The organism is Streptomyces sp. NBC_00996 (genome assembly GCF_045162675.1).
GTDB lineage: Bacteria > Actinomycetota > Actinomycetes > Streptomycetales > Streptomycetaceae > Streptomyces.
This window is the reverse complement of the sequence record NZ_CP108723.1, coordinates 7051575-7070201: the sequence shown is the minus strand read 5'-3', so window position 1 is coordinate 7070201 and position 18627 is coordinate 7051575. Positions and strand designations below refer to the sequence as shown.

At 69.3% G+C, this 18627-nt stretch carries 22 protein-coding genes; 2 read left to right on the top strand and 20 right to left on the bottom strand.

The window, feature by feature from the left end; all coding sequences use genetic code 11:
• Positions 1-186: 186 nt before the first annotated feature.
• The 5 genes from OG390_RS33255 to OG390_RS33235 form a co-directional block, all read right to left on the bottom strand.
• A complete protein-coding gene (locus tag OG390_RS33255; RefSeq protein ID WP_406173056.1) occupies positions 187-1059 on the bottom strand; it encodes an LLM class flavin-dependent oxidoreductase in 873 nt (290 codons plus the stop codon).
• A gap of 40 nt (positions 1060-1099) precedes the next feature.
• On the bottom strand, positions 1100-1675 hold the full coding sequence (locus OG390_RS33250) for a dihydrofolate reductase family protein (protein ID WP_406173055.1): 576 nt from the start codon (positions 1673-1675) through the stop codon (positions 1100-1102).
• 253 nt (positions 1676-1928) lie between these two features.
• Positions 1929-2267, bottom strand: coding sequence for a helix-turn-helix domain-containing protein (locus OG390_RS33245; protein ID WP_406173054.1), 339 nt, complete (start codon positions 2265-2267; stop codon positions 1929-1931).
• The gene (locus tag OG390_RS33240) at positions 2264-2638 is read right to left on the bottom strand and encodes a type II toxin-antitoxin system RelE/ParE family toxin (RefSeq protein WP_406173053.1); all 375 of its coding nucleotides are present in this window, start codon (positions 2636-2638) and stop codon (positions 2264-2266) included. The genes OG390_RS33245 and OG390_RS33240 overlap by 4 nt, the downstream gene beginning before the upstream one ends.
• Positions 2639-2690: 52 nt before the next feature.
• On the bottom strand, positions 2691-3194 hold the full coding sequence (locus OG390_RS33235) for an ATP-binding protein (RefSeq protein ID WP_406173052.1): 504 nt from the start codon (positions 3192-3194) through the stop codon (positions 2691-2693).
• A 295-nt stretch (positions 3195-3489) separates the two neighbouring features.
• On the opposite strand from OG390_RS33235, the gene OG390_RS33230 reads away from it, so the two are divergent.
• Positions 3490-4341: a helix-turn-helix domain-containing protein gene (locus tag OG390_RS33230; RefSeq protein ID WP_406173051.1), complete on the top strand. Its 852-nt coding sequence runs from the start codon at positions 3490-3492 to the stop codon at positions 4339-4341.
• Between the two features lie 10 nt (positions 4342-4351).
• Entirely contained in the window at positions 4352-4543 is a 192-nt protein-coding gene (locus OG390_RS33225) for a hypothetical protein (protein ID WP_406173050.1), read from the top strand.
• Between the two features lie 66 nt (positions 4544-4609).
• On the opposite strand, the gene OG390_RS33220 is transcribed toward OG390_RS33225, so the two are convergent.
• The 15 genes from OG390_RS33220 to OG390_RS33150 all read right to left on the bottom strand — a co-directional run bounded on the left by OG390_RS33220 (position 4610) and on the right by OG390_RS33150 (position 18272).
• On the bottom strand, positions 4610-5518 hold the full coding sequence (locus OG390_RS33220) for a hypothetical protein (RefSeq protein WP_406173049.1): 909 nt from the start codon (positions 5516-5518) through the stop codon (positions 4610-4612).
• A gap of 70 nt (positions 5519-5588) precedes the next feature.
• Positions 5589-6224 carry a hypothetical protein gene (locus OG390_RS33215; protein ID WP_406173048.1) on the bottom strand — a complete coding sequence of 212 codons (636 nt, stop codon included), beginning with the start codon at positions 6222-6224 and terminating at the stop codon, positions 5589-5591.
• Between the two features lie 368 nt (positions 6225-6592).
• Positions 6593-7243, bottom strand: coding sequence for an OmpA family protein (locus OG390_RS33210; RefSeq protein WP_406173047.1), 651 nt, complete (start codon positions 7241-7243; stop codon positions 6593-6595).
• A gap of 2 nt (positions 7244-7245) precedes the next feature.
• On the bottom strand, positions 7246-7833 hold the full coding sequence (locus OG390_RS33205; RefSeq protein ID WP_406173046.1) for a hypothetical protein: 588 nt from the start codon (positions 7831-7833) through the stop codon (positions 7246-7248).
• Between the two features lie 15 nt (positions 7834-7848).
• Entirely contained in the window at positions 7849-8457 is a 609-nt protein-coding gene (locus OG390_RS33200; RefSeq protein ID WP_406177998.1) for a pilus assembly protein TadG-related protein, read from the bottom strand.
• Positions 8454-8660: a hypothetical protein gene (locus OG390_RS33195; protein ID WP_406178388.1), complete on the bottom strand. Its 207-nt coding sequence runs from the start codon at positions 8658-8660 to the stop codon at positions 8454-8456. The genes OG390_RS33200 and OG390_RS33195 overlap by 4 nt, the downstream gene beginning before the upstream one ends.
• Before the next feature lie 102 nt (positions 8661-8762).
• A complete protein-coding gene (locus OG390_RS33190) occupies positions 8763-9506 on the bottom strand; it encodes a response regulator (RefSeq protein WP_406173045.1) in 744 nt (247 codons plus the stop codon).
• Complete coding sequence (locus tag OG390_RS33185) at positions 9499-10905, bottom strand: sensor histidine kinase (RefSeq protein WP_406173044.1); 1407 nt, start codon at positions 10903-10905, stop codon at positions 9499-9501. Before OG390_RS33185 ends, OG390_RS33190 begins: the two co-directional genes overlap by 8 nt.
• A gap of 101 nt (positions 10906-11006) precedes the next feature.
• A complete protein-coding gene (locus OG390_RS33180) occupies positions 11007-11897 on the bottom strand; it encodes a DUF5936 domain-containing protein (protein WP_406173043.1) in 891 nt (296 codons plus the stop codon).
• Positions 11898-11910: 13 nt separating this feature from the next.
• Entirely contained in the window at positions 11911-12852 is a 942-nt protein-coding gene (locus tag OG390_RS33175; protein WP_406173042.1) for a type II secretion system F family protein, read from the bottom strand.
• Between the two features lie 40 nt (positions 12853-12892).
• Entirely contained in the window at positions 12893-14233 is a 1341-nt protein-coding gene (locus OG390_RS33170; protein WP_406173041.1) for a CpaF family protein, read from the bottom strand.
• A gap of 113 nt (positions 14234-14346) precedes the next feature.
• A complete protein-coding gene (locus tag OG390_RS33165; RefSeq protein WP_406173040.1) occupies positions 14347-14814 on the bottom strand; it encodes a TadE/TadG family type IV pilus assembly protein in 468 nt (155 codons plus the stop codon).
• Entirely contained in the window at positions 14811-16427 is a 1617-nt protein-coding gene (locus OG390_RS33160) for a CpaE family protein (protein ID WP_406173039.1), read from the bottom strand. The genes OG390_RS33165 and OG390_RS33160 overlap by 4 nt, the downstream gene beginning before the upstream one ends.
• Positions 16428-16508: 81 nt before the next feature.
• On the bottom strand, positions 16509-17222 hold the full coding sequence (gene cpaB, locus OG390_RS33155) for a Flp pilus assembly protein CpaB (RefSeq protein ID WP_406173038.1): 714 nt from the start codon (positions 17220-17222) through the stop codon (positions 16509-16511).
• Positions 17223-17384: 162 nt separating this feature from the next.
• Positions 17385-18272, bottom strand: coding sequence for a hypothetical protein (locus tag OG390_RS33150; protein ID WP_406173037.1), 888 nt, complete (start codon positions 18270-18272; stop codon positions 17385-17387).
• Positions 18273-18627 lie beyond the last annotated feature (355 nt).

The window sequence follows — 18627 nt, the reverse complement described above, 5'->3', positions numbered from 1 at the left end:
CGCTTCCAGATCCGAACGTAAGCGACGGGGCGTGCGATGTACCGGCACGGCCCCTTCCGTGCGTCGGCGGCTGCGGGCGCTTCCAGATCGGCCTCGGTCACGTCCCTCAGACGTACGTCCTCATCCATGCCCACCGAGTCCGGCACCGGCCACTGACACTCACCCTCGGCCGGAGCACTGGGCTGCTCAGGGGATCAGCGGGCGCACTTCCTCGGCCACGAACCGGACGAACCCCTCGGGATCCGGTTCGTCGGCGGTGGGCTGGACGACTACGGTGTCGGCCCCGGCGTCCGCGAGCCGCTGGACGGCTTTGGCCACGGCGCCCGCGTCACCGGCGACACCGTGCTCCGGGACCGGATCCTCTCCGTTGGCCTCGATCTCGGCACGCAGCCGGGCGGCGGCGTCGGGGCCGGTGGCGGCGTGGAGGTAGACGACAACGCGGTGGCGGTCGGTCCGCCCCGCCGCCTTTCGCCCCTCATCGATGAGTCGGCGTGCCCGCCGTACCCCTTCGGGCGCGGTGGAGGCGGTGAGGATGGTGCCGTCGGCGGCCTCGCCGGAGAGCCGGAGCGTACGGGGCCCGGTGGCGCCGGCGAGGACCTCGGGCGCCCCGGCGGGCGGCCAGTCGAGGGCGACACCGTCGAGCTTCACGTACCGCCCGTCGGTGGTGACCCGCTCCCCCCGCAGCAGCGCACGCAACGCGTCGAGGTGCTCGCGCAGCAGCGTCACGGGCGACTCGGCCCGCGCCCCGACCTGCCCCATCCAGTCCTGCACGCCGTGGCCCGCGCCCACGATGGCCCGCCCCGGGAACAGCCGGTGCAGCGTGGCGGTCTCCATCGCGGTGACGGCGACGTTCCGCAGCGGGACGGGCAGCAGCCCCACCCCGACGCGCACGCGTTCGGTCCAGGCGAGGGCGGCCGCGGCGGCGGAGATCCCTCCTTCAAGGAAGCAGTCCTCCCACAGCCACAGCTCCTCGAGGCCCGCGTCGTCCGCGACGCGCGCGAGGGCACGGAGCCGTTCGGGAGGAAGTTGGGGTCGGAACACAGCGCCGAGTCCAGTCATGCGCAGTTCCTACCCAGGGCCCGCCTCCAGAACAACCGCTTTACGACGCGGCGACGTTGGCACGTTCGTACCGCAGCTGTACGACACCGTTGCCGAAGACCCTCGCCTCGATGAGCCGGAGCCGGGTCAGGGCGTCCGCCTCCGGGAACAGCGGCTTGCCACGGCCGAGGAGCACCGGATGGACGTACACCCAGAACTCGTCCACAAGATCGTGCCGCATGAACTCGGCGGCGAGGTCGGCCCCGCCGAGCCCCAGATTCCCGCCCGGCTGCTCCTTGAGCGCCCGGATCTCCTCGGGCACGACCTCCCGCACAATGGTGGTGTGCCCCTCGCCGCGCTCCAGCGTGCGCGAGAACACCACCTTGGGCATGTTCCGCCAGATCCCGGCGAACTCGACCACCTCGGGCGTACTGTCCGGATCCTTGTCCGCCGTCGGCCAGAACCCGGCCATCAGCTCGTACGTCACCCGCCCGCTCAGCAGAGCACCCATCTGCCGGATCTCGCGATTGAAGTGCCGGTGCAGCTCGGCGTCGACCATGTGCCAGTCGATCTCACGGTTCGGTCCCTCGATGTACCCGTCGAGGGACACCGACATCATCAGCACAATCTTTCTCATAACGAACCTCCGACGTCGCGTGCGAGCCATCCCGGGGCATGGTGACACCAGGCCCCCCGCCCGACCAGGACGCGAGGAACCGTGTCGCTCGGCCAGCACCGCCGCTGCCCTGGGGTCGCACCCGCCGCAACACAGGGGGCAGGGGCGCTCGGGAGCATCCGGACGATGTCCGCCCGCTGCGACCGCGAGTGCGGGCGGCCCCTGGGGTCACTTCGCGACTCCGATCACCGGCACGCCCACCACAAGCCCCCGACTACGCCGCGTGCCCCCCGAACGCCACCGTGTTGTGCCCGCCGGACACCACATGCACATCCACGGTGACCTCAAGCGCGGTCGCCAGTCGGACCAGGAGGTCGGCGGTGACAGGGAGCATTCCGCCGAGCTCGATCGCCTCCACATCGTCGGACGTCATTCCAAGCCGCTCACCAAGTCCGGACTGTGTCAGCCCCAAAGCCACCCGCCGGTCGTACACCAGCTGTCCCAGGTCGTGCGCCAGCCGGATCTGCTCGCGCTCGGCGACTACCTCCGGGGGCTCGACGTACCCCTCCCTGGCCTCCCGCTCGCGCGTCAGCTTCCAGTGGGTGTGGTTCACAGCTCCTCCCGGAAATCGCGGGTGAACTCCTCGTGTGCCGGACCATGCTCCGCCTCGCACAGCACCTTCGCCTGCTTGGCGCGCTTAACCTCGGCTACTTCCCGCATCGCTGTCTTCCTGAAGACCGTCAACAAGATGATGCGCCGACCGGGCGCCAGCCAGTAGGTGACCCGTATGGCATTGCCGTCCAGGATGAACCGCAGCTCGCGCACGCCCTCACCCAGGTTACGGGAGTGCGGCTCACCAAGAGTGGTCGGAGACGACGCCAGAAGCTCAGCCTTCTCCTCGGCCTGGCGGTAGTGCCGCGGGGGCAGGATTTCGAGCCAACGCCGCACCTCAGGCTCCAGCTCGATCACGTACGACTCGATCACGTCGAAACCGTAGACAGCCGCACTCGCAGACAGCCCCGTTTCCCGACCGACGTCACCCACGAGGGTGGTCCGACTCGCCATAAGCCCGAGCGCCCCCGCGTGGCAGCACGGCCCACATGCGCGTACCACCGCCCGGTTCGCGGGCCTCGCCGAAGCCCCAGTCCCCGTCACACTCCCGTACGACGCAGGCCAGGACGCGGAGCGCCGCGCGGCGGCGGGTGTCACAGGCCGCTGCGAGGCGGGGGTTCGTATGACGGGGGTGGCTGTCGTAGAGGATCACGCGAAGGGCTCCGTCCCGGTATCGCAGGGACACGTACACCTCGGCGGTGGGCGCGAACTGGCAGGCACAGGCGGCCAGTTCGGACACCGTCTGGACCGCCGCGTCCGCGATGTCGGACAGGCCGTGCGCCCGCAGGATCGTACGGGTCGCGGCGCGGGCGATACGCGGTGTGGTGCAGCTCGCGGGGAGCGTGAGGCTGTATGCGAGTGTCTCCGGGGCGGGCGGGGTGGGGCGGTCTTCGGTGCGGACCAGGCATGCGGCGACGGCTCCGGGCATGGGTAACTCCCTTATTTTGCACCGGCGTTCGAGAGCGATGCGACGTGATGTGAAGTAACCGCACGACCGGTGTGCCTGTCTCCCCGGCGCGGCCCACCCCTCCCGGGGCAGGAGGCTGCGGGCAGGCTCGCGCGATGCGCTTCCGACTGTGCCGTGCGTAAGCGTTGCGTCACCGAATGTAGGGAGCTGGAGTCACTGTGTCCACCCAATTAGAGATAATTACCCCCTCTCCAGATGGACCTGGGCTGCCTTGCACGGGCAGACTGACGGCCATCACGGCACGAGAAGGGGTGGCATGGCGACGAGAACCACGCCGACAGAGCGGCAGAAGAGGCTGGGCGCCGAGTTGCGCAAGATGCGCACGGCAGCGGGTGCCACGACGGAGTACGCCGCCGGGCTCCTCGGGATCGACCGGACGAGACTGTCCAACATGGAGTCGGGTATCCGCCCGTTCTCACCCGAACGCGTGCGTACGCTCGCATGCAACTACGCCTGTTCGGACAAGAGTTACATCGACGCACTGGCTGCCATCGCCGAGAGCAAGGAGCGCGGATGGTGGGAGCGACACCGGGGCACCCTTCCCTCAGGGCTACTGGACATCGCCGAGTTGGAGTGGCACGCCAAGCGCGTCAGGACCGCCCAGGTCATACACGTGCCGGGGCTGCTCCAGACCGAGGAGTACGCCCGCGCGGTCTTCGCCGCCGTACTGCCGCCGTTGACCCGACTTGAGGTCGAACTGCGTGTCGCCCACCGCATGGAGCGCCAGCAGGTCTTCGAGAGGCCGCAGCCCCTTCCGTACGTCGCTTACGTACACGAGGCCGCTCTACGGATGCCGTTCGGCGGCACCAAGGTGACACGGGAGCAACTCACATATCTGGCGACCGAGTCAGAGCGCGAGACGATCGAGGTGCGGATCATCCCCACCAGCGTGGGCGGATTTCCCGGCGCGGGTCACGCACTGCTGTACGCGGACGGACCCTTGGCCCAACTCGACACCGTGCAGCTCGACTCGGCCCACGGGCCCGAATTCACCCATGCGGAGGCGCAGCTCACAAAGTACCGTTCCCACCTGGAGTGGATGGACGACGCGGCGCTGGCGCCCTCGGCGTCCCGCGACATCATCCGCAAGATCGCCCGCGAACTCTAGGGGAGTCGCCGTGACCGCCATCAACTGGGAAGACCCGCACTGCGGAGAAGGCAACAACTGCTTCCGCATAGGCACCGACACCAACGGCAACGCCTACATCGCCGTCGCCGGCCAGGAAGACCACCACCTCACCGACACCCGCGAGGCCCTCGCCAACCTCATCCGGGACATCAAGGCCGGGAAGGCCGATCATCTGCTCTGATCGATCGGCGTCGCCAAGGAAGCCGAGGCCCTCCAAGAGCCTGCCTGCTCACTACCTTTCGCGGGCTCAGTCGTGCGGGACTTCCTCGACCACGGTCTCTCCGAAGCGCCACGACCCCCGGTTGCCCGCCGCCTCCGCGCGCAGGCCCATCTCCCAGGCCATCCGGGCCGCCCGCTGCTGCAGCACATCCGGGTACTCCTCGGGGTGCACTTTGATGTAGCCGCGCCGGTCGGCGGGGTAGGCACGCAGGGCCTCACGCAGCTTCTCCTCCTGCTCTTGCTGCGTGGAGTGATCGCCAGTGACGGCCTTGTACGCCTTTCGCACGGCGGCCGGCCGCTTCCGTACGTCGCGCCGCCTCGCAGCGTCCGACCCCCGCCATGTCATCCAGCCGACGGCGCCGAGCGCGGCGAGCGCGAAGGCCCCCGAACCGAGCGCATCGCCCGTGGCGTCCGCCTGGCCCGGAGTCTGGGGACGGAGTTCGCCCTGGGAGTCCTCGATCACCGTCACAACCTGGCCGACGTCGTAGAGGTCGGACGTCGCTCTCATGGCAGGTCCCGGGACCGCGGTGCCGTCCCGATGCTCCAGTGCGTAGTTGTAGTCACGGGCCTTGCGCCCCTGTGCCGGGTCGCGCCACTCCTTCACGACCGTGGCGCTGACCTTCCTGCCTCGCTGCTGAAGCGTGAGGTCGTCGCGCGCCACGCCGGCTACGTACACGGACATCAGGGACGTGCACACGATGAAAAGCATCGCGTAGGCACTGGACTCCCTGGCCCCCAGTTTTCGGATCAGCACGACGAGAAGTACCCCATGCACGATCCACAGGGGTATCAAGCGGCCGGGACCGAAGTCGTCCGCCACGAGGAGCAGCCCCGCGATCACGGCGAGGACGTAGCAGCTGATGCCGGCCGCCAGCAGGACGGGGTACCGGATGCGCCTCTTGCGCGCCTCGTCCACTGCATCGGCAAGACTGCTCATGCTTGTTTCTCGAAGTCGAGTTCGAGGGGCACCTCTTCGAACTCGGCAGGCGCCGAGAAATCGACCCGCATCACTGTCCACCCCGTTCGTCACCGCGTCGGTCGACGGGTCCTGGCGGGGGCGGAGGTGGTGGCCCCACCTGACCGGCCCGCTGTTGGTCGTAGAGCTCCACCAGGCGCCTGTTCTTCTCGTACCAGCGCTTCCTCCATCCTGGCGTCAACGCTGCCACCACAGCCAAGAGGATGCCCATCACCACCATGAAGAGGGCAACGCCCAGCGTGTCTCGTCCCGCCCAGGCGAGGGCGAAGCACCCGAGGCCGAGCAGGCCGATGAAGGCGGCGAAACCCTTCACCCCGTTGGTCTCATAGGCGGCAAGCCCCTGTCGCGCCGACGCCATCTCAAGGGAAGTGACGGGCCTGGTCGTACCGGGCTGCGCACCTGGGGCCATCCACGTGGGAAGGAGCGGACCGCCCGTGTACAACCGCTGGTGGGTCTCCTGAGCACGCCGGCGAGCCGTCGGAGAGTCGTTCCGTACGTAGATCAACCGGAGCGCGCTCTTGCTCGGCACCTCGGTTGCCTGCAGGTCATAGCCGAATTCGAAGGCCATCGCCGTGATCTTGTTGGAGTCCATGGCCTCGAAGCCTCCGAGGAGGAACTCCGCCCGGCCCCTACCGTCGAACCGGGCCAGGATCTCTGCGTCCTTCATCGTACGGCTCACTCTCCCTGCCGGGCGGCCCGGTCCTTCTCGCTGCCGGCATTCCGGGCGACACCCAGAGCGTCCTGACCCGGCGTCCGGTTGGACACCACGGACTCACCACCGACAGTACGGGCCGTGCGTCCCCCAGTTGGCCGCCTAACAGTTGATGGACTGAATCTCCTGCACGTTCATGTCCTGGGTGGTCTCGAAGGTGCCGTCCGGAAGGTCGCCTATCGCGCCGCCGGAACCTTCCCGATCAGTACGCATTGCCCTCCGCTCCGTGTGGCCAGCAGGTACGCGCCGAGTGACCTAAGGCACGTCTGCCGGTCCTCGTGGACGACCGGCAGCCAAGAGCTGTTCGCCCACGCGTGCTTCGCTCAGCTCTGGGTTCCCGATGAATCGCCGCTCGACGCCCCGCGCGGGAAAGTCACCTCCACACGGCGGTTCTTGCGGCGGCCCTGTTCCGAGGTGTTGTCCGCGATCGGGTAGTCCTCGCTGTAGCCGCGGACCTCGAAGGTGATGTCCGTCGAGCCGAGGGCTGCGGCCAGTTGGTCGTGGACCGCTTCCGCGCGCTTCTTGGAGAGCGTCAGGCCGTGCGCGTACGAACCGAGGTTGTCGGTGAAGCCGAAGACTCGGACCGTCGTCGCGTTCTGGGCCTTGATCTCGTCCGCGATCGCCTGGATGCGGGAATGGGCCTCGGGGTTCAGTTTCGAGCTGTCCTTGGGGAAGAGAACCTCCGCTTGCAGCGCGAAGGTCACATCCGAGTTCGTGTCCTCGCGGCGTTCCTCGCCACCGAGGTCCTCTACCACCGACTTGATGTCCAGGACCTTGGCGGGGGCCAGGGTTGCACCGTCGGCGAGCTTGAGGCCAGGGCTGTTGGCGTCCACTTCGGGGGGTGGGGAGGTGGTGATGCTGCCCGGTGGGGCGCTGGGATCGCCGTCGGCGTGCACTGGGCCCGCTGTGAGGCTGAGGGTGGCCAGCACGGCCAGGGCCGTGAAGGTATGAGTGGCACGCGGAGTGAGGGCCATGGCTACTCGCCCTCGGTGAGATTGATGACAGTGGGTGGCATGGAGCCCACTTGGAAGTTGACCGCGTTGGTGCCCTCAGGTGGGGCGGGGAACTGTGCGAACCAAGATGCCGAATCGCCCGGCCTCACCCGCGAGAACTTCGTGCAGAGACAGCGTCCGGATGTGTCCCTCAAGACGAGGTACTTCTTCTTGCCCTTCTCGTCCACCAGGCTGGCGCCCGACAACGAGCCGCCGTTGCCGGCCAACTCCGTCTCATTGCTCTGCCAGTCAGCGCCCAGCCAGGAGCCGCTTCCCCCGTTCGTCACCTGACCCGACACGGTGACGAAGCCTCCCTGGTCACGCTCGGCGGAAGTGATGGTGACGGTGATGTCGCCGTCCTTCGCCGTCGCCAGCACGTTGTCGGCCGACGGTGTCTGCGACTGGCTACTTTTGTCATCCTTACTGGACTTGGGGGAAGAAGTGGCCGAGTCCTCCTTCGACTTGCCGTTGTCGCCGCCCCCGCCGCAACCGGCTACCGTGAGGAGCAACCCAGTCGTGATCGCCACCGCGCTCAGCGCCCTGCGGCCCTTCATGGTGTGCCGAAAGTCCATCAGTGCGGCTTCCTCTCACTCGGCCAGATGCACGGAGAACAACACGGAGGCGTCCGGAAGGTCGTCCTGGTTGAAGTCTCCGGGGTCGATGTTCACGATCTCGCCGTCGCAGTCCAGCTCGACGGGCTTCGCGGGATCCGCGTCCAGATCGAAATCGCAGCGCGGCTGGATGACGGCGACGGCATGGGCTTTCGCCCGCATGCCCTCCGTACCAGGAATGATCGAGTCGCCGACCGTGTAGTTGGTCTGGATGTCGGCCTGATACCCGGGAAAGCCGTTCCTCGTGACTTGCAGTACGCCCTGGAGAGACGAGTCGTTCTCGGCGGCCAGCTGCTGGGCCGCGGCCGTCGTTCCCGCCCCCACAGGGTTCTGTTTGCCGTCGAGCCAGTCCAGCCAGTTGTCGTCCTGGCCGATAGCCGCTCCCAGGCGATCCATCACTTCGTCCCGGGCGTCCTGCGCCGCCGCCAACGCCGCAGCGTCCGCCGCAGACTGAGCTCCATTGCGGGCGGACGCTGCCTGGGCGAACGCAAAGAAGGCGAACGCAGCAAAGAGCAGAATCCCTGTCAACCAAATGTAGATCGGGAGAGTCTGCCCTCGGTCGTCGCTGAGTAGATGGGTGGTCAGCCGCCTCCGCCGATCACCCGGTCGACCGCGTCGCCGATCGCACCGGAGATCAGCCCGTCCAGCCCCAACTGGTCGATCAACGTAAAGATCCCCGCAATGATGATCATCAGGCCCGCATACTCCACGAACCCGGCCCCCGCGTCCCGGCCCTCGCCCCGCATCCGGGAGACAACCGTCCGCGTCCACCTCTCGAACCTGTTCACGGCCCCTGCCCTCCCACCCGACGCCACTACCGACCTGTGCACCGTACGTGAGAACGCGCCTACTCCGGGTGGGCCCTGGGGCCCAACTTCCGGTGGGTGGAGTCATCGGCTCCACCCCTCGTGGGTCGTGCCCAGCCAGTGGGCGATGGCTTCGCTGCGCGAGGAACTGTGCAGCTTTGCGAAGATGCGGTTGATGTGGTTCTTGACGGTCTTCTCGCTGATGAAGCAGGTGGCGGCGATTTGGCGGTTGTTCATGCCGGCCGCGATGAGGTCCATCACCTCCACCTCCCTTGAACTCAGGCCGAAGTCGGGCCGGTTGGGGTGCCCGCGGCGCAGCCCCGTCGCGTAGGCGGGTCGAGCCTTTGACGACTGTGCCATAGATGGTTGCAGATGCGAAGCGAGTTCGTTCGGTTCGTGCGAAACTCCGAGTGAATCCGACATAGTTGGCCGGCCAGTCGGCCTTCCGTGCCGCAGGTCGCGTACGGCCGTGATCAGTTGGGCGGCTGTGAACTCGCCGTGGACCAAGTAGCCGGACGCGCCTCGGCGCAGGGCTTCGGCCACGACCTCGGGTTCGCGGCTGTAGGTCAGCATCATCACGGGGGCCAGGCGCGCCAGTTCGGGGAGGGCGGTCAGGCCGTCCGTGCCGGGCATGCGGACGTCGAGGAGCACGACGTCCGGGGTGAGGCGGGCGGCGGCCTTGAGGGCCTCGTCGCCGTCGGGTGCCGCCGCGACCACCTCGATGTCCGGGTGGCCGCCGAGCAGCGCGGTCAGGCCCGCCCGGACGACCGGGTTGTCGTCGGCGACGAGTACACGCAGGGGCGGGCCGGTAAGTGCCTGGTCAGGCATGAGCGGCCTCCTCTTGGGGAGTGGGGGGCGGGTGGGCGGCGGCCGAGGAGAGAGGGAGGGTCAGGTGGACCTCGGTGCCGCCCTGCGGGGGGCGGTTCAGGGCGATGCGACCGCCGAGCGAGGCGGCTCGTTCCGTCATGCCGAGCAAACCGAAGTGGCCGGTTCTCGTCAGGTCGTGGAGGGTGAGGGAGGGGGGCGGACCCACTCCGTCGTCCTGGACCCGTAGCGTGAAATCGGCCTCCGAGACGTCGAGTTCGACCGCGATCCCGCTCGCGTGCGCGTGGCGATGGGCGTTCTCCAGGGCCTCGGACGCGATCGCCAGGACGTGGTGAGCCTTGGCGTAGGGGAGGATCGGGCGCCCGCCCCGGTGTCGTACCACCGTGGTGAGGCGCGTGCGGGACTCGAACTCCGCCGCGTGGGCGTGGAGTTCGGACAGAACGTCCGTGTCCGGGGTCGTGAGGTCCGTGTGGCGGCGCAGGTCCGTCAGGAGCGCGCGGGACTCCATCGCCGCGCGGCGCGCCGCGCCCGCCACCAGCGCCGCCTGGCGTTTGAGCACCTGCGGGTCCGACGCGTCCGCCGACGTCGCCAGTGCCTCCGCCGCCAGGGCCAGGCCATGGAGGGTCTTCGCCACGGAGTCGTGCATCTCACGGGCCAGACGGGCCCGTTCGGACTCCACGGCCTCCGCCACGGCGAGGCGGGAGGTCGCCTCGGACAGCGCCTGGCTGGCCGTGCCGAAGCGGAACATCAGGTTGCGGAGGGTTACGCCGATGATGCCGGCGCCGACGCAGAAACCGGCGATGAGGAGGGTGCTGGCGCCCGCTCCCGGGTGGTGTTCCCACGCCCTGAACACCGTGAGGAGGACGATCAGTTGCAGGCCCGTGAAGACTCCCGTGGCCCGCCAGCCGTACAGCAGGCCCGACAGGAGCGGGGTGCAGACCGTCGCGTACGCCAGCGGCGAGGCCGGCGATGCGGTCAGGAGCAGTACCGCGCCGAACAACAGGTCTACGGCCATCAGCGTGGGGTGGGCCAGGAGGCGGGGGCCGAAGCGGTCCCAGTCCCTGAGCATCGCGTACGAGCCCATGACGCCGAGGACGGCGGCGGCGAGGACCGCGTAGCGGGCGGCGCCGTCCGTCGCGTTCGTCATCGCGAAGGGGGCGCCTATCGCGATGGCGGCGAGACGTACGGCGAAGGCCTGGCGGCAGAGGGCCTGGAGGGCGTTGAGCTGGAGGCGGACGTTGCCGGGGGCGGGGGCATCGTCTGCGAGATACCCGGCGGTGCCGTCTTGGGGCCAACCTGTGCCGGTGCCTGCGTCTGTCGCCGGTTGGCCGGCGCCTGCGTCTGTCGCCGGTTGGCCGGTGCCCGGGTTGCCGTCGGGGCGGATGAGCTGCTCGGCGCTCATGAGGTGCCGCTTTCTTGGGGACGGGTGCCGCCCCAGCGGCACGAATGCCCACAGCTGCGAACGTCCCAGCGGCACGATGGCCCTCAGCTCACGGCGGCCCATCATCGACCCAAGATCGAGCCGAAGTTCGTCCCCGAGCCCAGGAACATGCCTGTCGCGATCAGGATCATCGTCGCCGGGAGCATGAAGACCAGCGTGACCATGGTGGCTTTGGGGATCGTCTTGGCGGCGCGGCGGCGGGCGTTCTGGGCGTCCGTGCGGCGCATGTCCGTGGCGAGTTGGATCAGGGTCTCCGCGATGGGGGAGCCCAGCTCCTCGCCCTGCTGCAGGGCCGAGACGAACTGGGCGACCTGTTCCGAGGAGTTGCGCCTGCGGAGCTCGTCGAAGGCCTGGCGACGGCTGACGCCCATGTCCATCTGGCGCAGCGTGATGCGCAGCTCGTCCGCCCAGGGGCCCTCGTACTTCTCGGCGACGCGGTCCAGGGCCTGGCGGAAGCCGAGGCCCGCCGAGACGACGACGGCCAGGACGTCGAGGAAGTCCGGCAGCGTGCGGTCGATGACCTCCTTGCGTTCGCGGACGGCCTGCCAGATGGCGGCGTCGGCGGCGAGGAGGCCGAAGGCCAATGCCAGCGCGGCGAAGAGGAGTTGGCCGTTCGAGAGGAAGATGAAGGCCAGTACGACGCCGAAGATGCCGTACACCGCGCGGCGGGCCGCATAGCGATTCAGTGTCAGGCCCCCCGGGTTGCCCGCCATGTCGATGCGGCGGCGCTTGGCGTCCACGCGGCGGGGGCCCATCAGGCGCAGGACCGTGGGCGCGAAGCGCATACCGAGACGGTCGACGGCCGAGTCCGCCGTGGAGACACGGGTTCCGCCGACCTCCAGGGCGAGCGTGAGGTCGCTGGGGAGTTTGGCGTCGGCGCGGATCATACGGACGCCCAGGAGGACGCCCGCGACGGCCGCGCCCATCAGGACGGCGAGCAGCAGCGGCAGCAACGTAACCCCTCCCTCATACTTCGATCTTGCCGAGGCGGCGGATGACGAAGAAGCCGACGGTGTAGAGGCCGAGGGCCAGCAGGACCAGGCCCTGGCCGAGCGGGGAGCCGGTGACGCGGGCCAGGGCTCCCTCGTTCGATGAGTTGATCAGCACGAGTGAGCCGATGCCGAGGAACGGGACCGTGAAGGCCGTCGCGTTCACCTCGGAGAGCATGGTGCGGACCTCGCGGCGGGTTTCCTTGCGGTCTTCGAGGGTCTGGGTGAGGTTGCGCAGGGAGCTGACGACGGAGCCACCCGCCTTGTTGGCGAGGACGAGCGTCGTGACGAGAACGATGAGCTCGCGCGAGGGCAGGCGTTCGGAGAGTTCGCCGAGCGCGTCGTCGATGGTCCGTCCCAGCATCAGCTGGTCGGCGACATGGGCGAGTTCCTCACCCGCCGGGGCCTCCAGCTCCTCCGCCGCCATGGCCAGGGCCGTGCGCAGGGCAAGGCCTGCCGCCGTGGCGTTCGCCAGCAGGCGGGCCACGTCTGGGAGCTGGTTGATGAAGGCCTCGATGCGCTTCTGACGTTGCCAGTTGAGGAAGATGGCCGCGCTCCAGACGCCCAGGACGGCGGCGATCGGGCCGAAGAAGGGGGCGAGGGTCGCGGAGGCGATCAGCCACAGGGCCACGACCATCGCCGTGACGTAGGTGAAGAACTCCCCCGCCGTCACGTCGAGTCCCGTCGCCGACAGGCGGAGGTGGATGGTGCGGCCGAGGCGGGTGCGGCGCAGTCGGCGGTCGATGCCGGCGAAGCGGCGCACGCGGCCGGCCGCCGTACGCAGTGGGCCGCCGCCGGAGAGGCGGTCGACGAGGTCCTGTCGCTGGGCACGCCCCGAGGCGTACGTGTGCACGCCCGCGACGGCGAGCGTGCCGCCGAGGAGGGTCGCGCCGAGGGCGAGGAGGGCGGGGTTGTTCATGGCTGCCTCCCTTCGGAGGAGGAGTCGGAGGTGGGGGAAGTCATCCGATGGCCTGCCTCGTGTTCAGTACGTCGATGGCCTCCGCGACGCCGAAGGCGGGCGGCAGCGGCTCGTTGGCGACGTACAGCTTCTCCGCGATCCGGCGGGGCAGCGGCAGGTGCTCGAAGTGGCCGTGGACGATGCGGTCGGGACCGACGGGGCGGGGGACGAAACGGGTGACGGGCGCGATACGGAACTGTTCGCGGCCGTGCGAGACGAGCAGGGCGATCTCCGTGATCTTGCGGGAGCCGTCGGCGTGCCGGGCCAGCTGGACGACGACGTCGACCGCCGAGTTGATCTGGTCCTTCAGGGCCTCGAAGGGGATCTGGACCTCGGACATCGAGCCGAGGGTCTGGAGGCGCATCAGGGCGTCCTCGGCGGAGTTCGCGTGAACGGTGGCCAGGGAGCCGTCGTGTCCGGTCGACATGGCCTGGAGCATGTCGAGGGTCTCCCCGCCGCGGACCTCACCGACGATGATGCGGTCGGGGCGCATGCGCAGGGAGTTGCGGACCAGGTCGCGGATGGTGATCTGGCCCTTGCCCTCCACGTTCGGGGGGCGGGATTCGAGGCGGATGACGTGCTCCTGCTGGAGCTGCAGCTCGGCCGAGTCCTCGATGGTGATGATGCGTTCGTGGGACGGGATCAGGCCGGAGAGGGCATTGAGGAGCGTCGTCTTCCCGCTGCCGGTGCCGCCGCTGACGATGACGTTGAAGCGGGCCCTGACGAAGGCCGCCAGCAGCATGAGCATCTGCTCGTCGAGCGAGCCGAGGCCGATCAGCTCCGGGAGGGTGTACGCACGCGGGAAGCGGCGGATCGTGAGCGTCGGGCCGGTCAGGGCGAGCGGCGGGATGATGACGTTGACGCGCTCGCCGGTGGGCAGGCGGGCGTCGACCATCGGGTTCGACTCGTCGACACGGCGGTTGACCGTCGAGACGATGCGTTCGATGGTCTGCATGAGCTGCTCGCTGGACGCGAAGCGCAGGGGGAGCTGCTCCACGCGGCCGGCCCGCTCCACGAAGATGGAGTCGGGTCCGTTGACCATGATCTCGGTGATCGACGCGTCGGCGAGGAGAGGTTCGAGGACGCCGAGGCCAAGGGCCTCGTCGACGACCCTGCGGATCAGCTGGGAGCGTTCCGCGGAGGAGAGGACCGGACCCTCTCGGCTGATGATGTGGCCCAGTACGCGCTCCAGGCGTACGCGGCGTTCGGCTGCCGCCAGGCTGGACATCTCGGCGAGGTCGATCTCTTCGAGGAGCTTCGCGCGGTAGACGGCGACGAGGTGTCCGTCCTCACGGGCGGGGCCCGACTCGTCGGGGGTGGCCCTGCGAGAACGCAGGCTCATGACATCGGCTCCTCTCGGTCGGTCGTCGGTCGGTCGTCGATGGGGCATCGGTCGGTCGTCGGTCGGTCGTCGTCGGTCGGTCGTCGGTCGGTCGGTCGTCGATGGGCCGTCGGTCAGTCGTCGGTGGGCATGGTGGCGTGGCGTGTCACATCCCAGCCCCCGAAGAGGGGGATGACGGGGGGAACATGGACCTTGACGGTCGCGGTGGTGAGATCGGGGCCTTTGTCGGGCGACACATTCGGGTGGAGCCATCCGCTGACGGCGGCCTGCCCGGCCGCCGTGCCGTCGCCGCCCTGGGACTCGATCCGCGCGGCGGCTCGCGCCGCTGTGCCCGCCTGGTTGATGCCGTAGCCGACGAGGCCGAGTTGGATGGCGGCCATGCCGATGACCAGCAGGATGGGCAGGAATCCGGTGAACTCCAGGATGGAGACGCCACGGTCGTCCCAGCGGCGCCGCCGCGGCCGGGTCTCGCGACTCGGCTTCGCCGCAGCGACGGCGGATTCGGCACCGTCGGACCGGGCCGCCGGGGTTGCCCGCCGGCGTGGCGGAGCCCGATGACCGAGCAACGGGAGAACGCTCATCCCTCGTCCCCCTCCAATGCCGCGCCCGCGTCTCCGTCCACATGCCAGTCCGCGTTGAATCCCGGGAAGAACAGCGGCACGTCGACCTTGACGGTGGCCTTCATCACCGAGCCCGCCGGGGTGCAGTTGATCTCCGCCCCGCTCCAGGCCCCCGGCAGATGCTTGCTCCCCGCCGCCTGGCACGCTCCGGCGAAGTCGCCGTGGACCGCGTACGCCGCTGTCGCCGCCCGTGCCGCCTCGTCCGCCGCGTTCCCGGCCAGCGAGTACGAGTAGCCGTACAGCACGCACTGCCACAGGATGGTCATGACGACCAGGAGCAGCGGGAACATGCCCGCGAATTCGAGCGTCACGGCTCCCCGGTCGCCGCCCCGTCGGCGCAGGGTCAGTGCGCCCCGGTCCGACGACGTCTTGCGGCGTCGGCCTCCGCCGCCGCTCTCCTGGGCGGCCACCAGGCCGAGTTCGCCGGCCAGCGCCCACAGGGCCTGTTTGACCGTCGAGCGGGTGTCCAGGTCCTGGAGCCGGCCGGCGTCGACCACGGACTGGAGTTCCTTGAAGGCGGCGGGAACCGCGGAACGGGCGACCTTGGTGCCGGTGACGCGTTCGACGAGGGAGAGCTGGATCTCGGTACCCCTCGAAAAACGGTTCACGACCGTCGTCGTCTCCTCCGCCTTGCGGATCTGGAGGCGGTCCCACATACGGACCATGCGTTTGGCGGCGCGGACGGCGACGACGTCCGGGGTCACGAGGAGCAGCGCCTGGTCGGCCATCTCGACGGCGGCGGCGGTCGCGGCGTTCATCTGGGAGCCGCAGTCGACGACCACCACGTCGTGGCGGGAGCGCAGGGCGGCCAGGACCTGGCGGGCCACCCGGTCGGTGACCTCCTCGCCGCGTTCGCCCTCTGCGGGGGCGAGCAGCAGGCCGATGCCGCTGTCGTGGGTGTAGATCGCGTCCTGGAGGACCCGTGGGTTGATGTCGCTGATGCCGGCGAGGTCGGCGACCGACCGCCGGAACTGCACGTCCAGGTACGACGCCACGTCCCCGGACTGGAGGTCGAGGTCGACCAGCGCCACGGTGCGGGCCGACGCCGCTGCCGCCAGGGCCAGTTGGACGGCGGTTAGCGTCGCGCCGACGCCGCCCTTCGCGCCGGTCACCGTGACGACGGTGCCGCCGGGCCCCGTGTACAGCTCGGGTGTACCGCTGCCGAGGTGGCGGCGCATGCCGGCGGACCACGTGGCGGCCGCCTGGACGCGTTCGGCGAGGGCGTCGTAGCCGAGCGGCAGGCCGATGATGCCGCGGGCGCCGGAGTCCATGGCGGCGGTGAGGACACCGGTGCTGGTGTCGGCGGTGATGAGGACGACACCGACCGCCGGGAAGCGCATCACCAGGTCGCGGATCAGGTCCAGCGCCGGTACGGGACCTATCCGTTCGTGGACCAGGATCACTTCCGGCAGTTCGTCGAGGGACTCGGCGGCCAACCTCGCCAGTGTGTCAAGCAGCGCCGTCGAGTCGGGGACGGGCGGGGCCGGTTCGGCGTCGGCGAGCTGGCTCAGCAGGGTGGTGAGCGCGCGGGCCGAGTCGATGTCACCGACGGCGGGGAGAATACGGATGGTCATCGACGGCACCTTTGACGGCTCTGGCGACGTTCACGCCTCTTGCGACGGGCCCCAGCGGGAGCGGTCGTCATGCGCGGCCTCCTACTTGTCCTCGTCGAGGGTGTACGTACGGTCGCCGGGCGCGACGGTCGCGCCGGAGCCGCCCGCGACCAGGGCGAGTCGGACGTGTTCGGCGAACGACTCGGCGTACGCCACGCGTTGGGCGTCGGCGGTGTCGAGCGCGAAGGTGATGGGGACGGCCTGGGTGGCGCTGTTGCGGCGGTCGGAGCTGGACTGGCCGGGGTCGAGCGCGGTGAGCTTGCCGACGTCGATGACGCGGGCGTTCTCGACGATGACCTTGGACTGGTCGGTGCCCTTGTCGTTCTCGGCCTTGAAGGTGGCGTAGATGTTGACCCGGGAACCGGGGTTGATCTTGCCCGCGACGCCGGTCGCCGCGTCGATCATGATCGCGATCTCCTGCTGCCCGGCGGCCAGTCGGGGCCGGTCCACGATCATGTCGGTCTGCAGCAGGGAGCCCTTCTCCAGCTGGGTGACCGCGATCTTGCCGCGGATCTGGGCGAGGCTGGTGACGGCCGTGGCCGACAGCCAGCGTTTGGGCATCGAGATCTTCTGGAACTGGTCGGCCGACAGCTCCTTGTAGGGCGCGATGTCACCCTTCAGGCGGTACGCCGCCACCTCCGGGCCGACCTTGGAGTTCACGTCGCGGATCACCGAGAGCACTCCGGCGAAGGCGCCCAGGGCGCACAGGGCCGAGAGGACCAGCAGGATGACGCCGCGGCGCTGGCGCGAGTTCACTGAATCTCACCTCGTAGGAACGTGCCGGGGACTGAGCGGAGCTGCTTTTCCTGCCGGGGGTCCGGGGGTTGTCCCCCGGGGTGATGCAGCATGACGCGGACAACCTCGATCTGCGGGGGACGGCGGGGTCGAGCGGTCGTGCCTGCTGTTGTGGAGTTGTACTTACGTGGCGCCTCGGGGCAGGGCACGTACCGAAGAGGCTGCCCGGGCGGCGGTGGCCGGAAGCCCCTGCGAAGGTGAAGGCGGCGGTGGCAGCGGAGCGGCGCAGAACCCGCAGCGGTCCCCGATGAGTTCGAGGCCGCACCAGTGGCACTCCTCCCGCCGGACGGACGAGACGAGCTGGTAGAGCACGGAGACGTCGTACAGGCCGGCGGCGAACTCCACGAGCCGCGGCGTGCCCCACCAGCGCGCCGACTCCTCCGGCAGCGGTACGGTCGCGACGCCCTGCACACGCCAGGCGGGCGCGAGCTCGGTGGTGACCCAGTCGGAGGGCGGCTGACCCGAGGCGACGAGCAGCCGGGTGCCGAACTCGGGCCCGGGCAGCTCCTCCTCGCCGACTCTGACGAGCTGCGGTCGCGGATTGGCCAGTACGGCGAACTGGGCGCCCGGTACCCAGGACTTGGCGTGCGACTTCAGGGACACCGGGACCCGGTCGAGCTTGGCGACCGAGCCGAGCAGGGCACCGGCGTAGATGTAGTGGGCGAGCAGCCGGGCGGAGGAGGCGAGCACGCCCGGGCTGAAGTCGCAGACCGACAGCTGGCGTAACTGCTGGGCCAGCAGGGCGAGTCCGAGCGGCGGCAGGTCGATGCCGAGCAGCGCGATGCGGTCGCTCTCGAGGACGGAGCGGACGGTGTGCAGTCGCCGCGTCACGTCGTCGGAGACGGAGGACGGGTAGAGCGAGATGACGTACCCGTGCTGCTCGATGAGCGCGTGCATCCCGGTGAGGGAGCTTTCGAGGGTGTCGAGCGGCTGGACGACTGCGGGCGGGGTCTGCCGGTCGTGCGGTGGGAGCACCAGGTCGGGACTGGTGACGGCTATCGCGGTCGGCACGCTGCACACACCCCGTTCGCTGTGGCGGGGTGGTCAACCACCGCCTCAGATCGCCCCTGTTTCGCCATGGACCGTCACAGATGGCCACAGATCGTCACTGTGACGTCCTCTTGCATCAGCACCATATCCACGGCATGCCCCGCTCAACACCGACTTCCCGAGATCAACTCACCGAAGGTGTGGGCATGATCAACGGAGAGTGAGCCGCACATGCCGCAACTCAACGTCCGGACAAGGGCGTTGGGAGCTCCAGAGGTCTTGACAACCGAATTGGTCTGGACCAACTTGTACATCCAACGGTGGCCACCGATCCGTATCCCCCCTCCCCTCCCCCTCACCGGAGGTCCCAGTGGAC

What these genes read in the sequence shown, in the direction of transcription:
- OG390_RS33205 (WP_406173046.1), bottom strand. Translation starts at nt 7,833, where the DNA reads ATGGACTTTCGGCACACCATGAAGGGCCGCAGGGCGCTGAGCGCGGTG.
- OG390_RS33230 (WP_406173051.1), top strand. Translation starts at nt 3,490, where the DNA reads ATGGCGACGAGAACCACGCCGACAGAGCGGCAGAAGAGGCTGGGCGCC.
- OG390_RS33255 (WP_406173056.1), bottom strand. Translation starts at nt 1,059, where the DNA reads ATGACTGGACTCGGCGCTGTGTTCCGACCCCAACTTCCTCCCGAACGG.
- OG390_RS33250 (WP_406173055.1), bottom strand. Translation starts at nt 1,675, where the DNA reads ATGAGAAAGATTGTGCTGATGATGTCGGTGTCCCTCGACGGGTACATC.
- OG390_RS33210 (WP_406173047.1), bottom strand. Translation starts at nt 7,243, where the DNA reads ATGGCCCTCACTCCGCGTGCCACTCATACCTTCACGGCCCTGGCCGTG.
- OG390_RS33220 (WP_406173049.1), bottom strand. Translation starts at nt 5,518, where the DNA reads ATGAGCAGTCTTGCCGATGCAGTGGACGAGGCGCGCAAGAGGCGCATC.
- OG390_RS33170 (WP_406173041.1), bottom strand. Translation starts at nt 14,233, where the DNA reads ATGAGCCTGCGTTCTCGCAGGGCCACCCCCGACGAGTCGGGCCCCGCC.
- OG390_RS33160 (WP_406173039.1), bottom strand. Translation starts at nt 16,427, where the DNA reads ATGACCATCCGTATTCTCCCCGCCGTCGGTGACATCGACTCGGCCCGC.
- OG390_RS33190 (WP_406173045.1), bottom strand. Translation starts at nt 9,506, where the DNA reads ATGCCTGACCAGGCACTTACCGGCCCGCCCCTGCGTGTACTCGTCGCC.
- OG390_RS33185 (WP_406173044.1), bottom strand. Translation starts at nt 10,905, where the DNA reads ATGAGCGCCGAGCAGCTCATCCGCCCCGACGGCAACCCGGGCACCGGC.
- OG390_RS33235 (WP_406173052.1), bottom strand. Translation starts at nt 3,194, where the DNA reads ATGCCCGGAGCCGTCGCCGCATGCCTGGTCCGCACCGAAGACCGCCCC.
- OG390_RS33165 (WP_406173040.1), bottom strand. Translation starts at nt 14,814, where the DNA reads ATGAGCGTTCTCCCGTTGCTCGGTCATCGGGCTCCGCCACGCCGGCGG.
- OG390_RS33175 (WP_406173042.1), bottom strand. Translation starts at nt 12,852, where the DNA reads ATGAACAACCCCGCCCTCCTCGCCCTCGGCGCGACCCTCCTCGGCGGC.
- OG390_RS33215 (WP_406173048.1), bottom strand. Translation starts at nt 6,224, where the DNA reads ATGAAGGACGCAGAGATCCTGGCCCGGTTCGACGGTAGGGGCCGGGCG.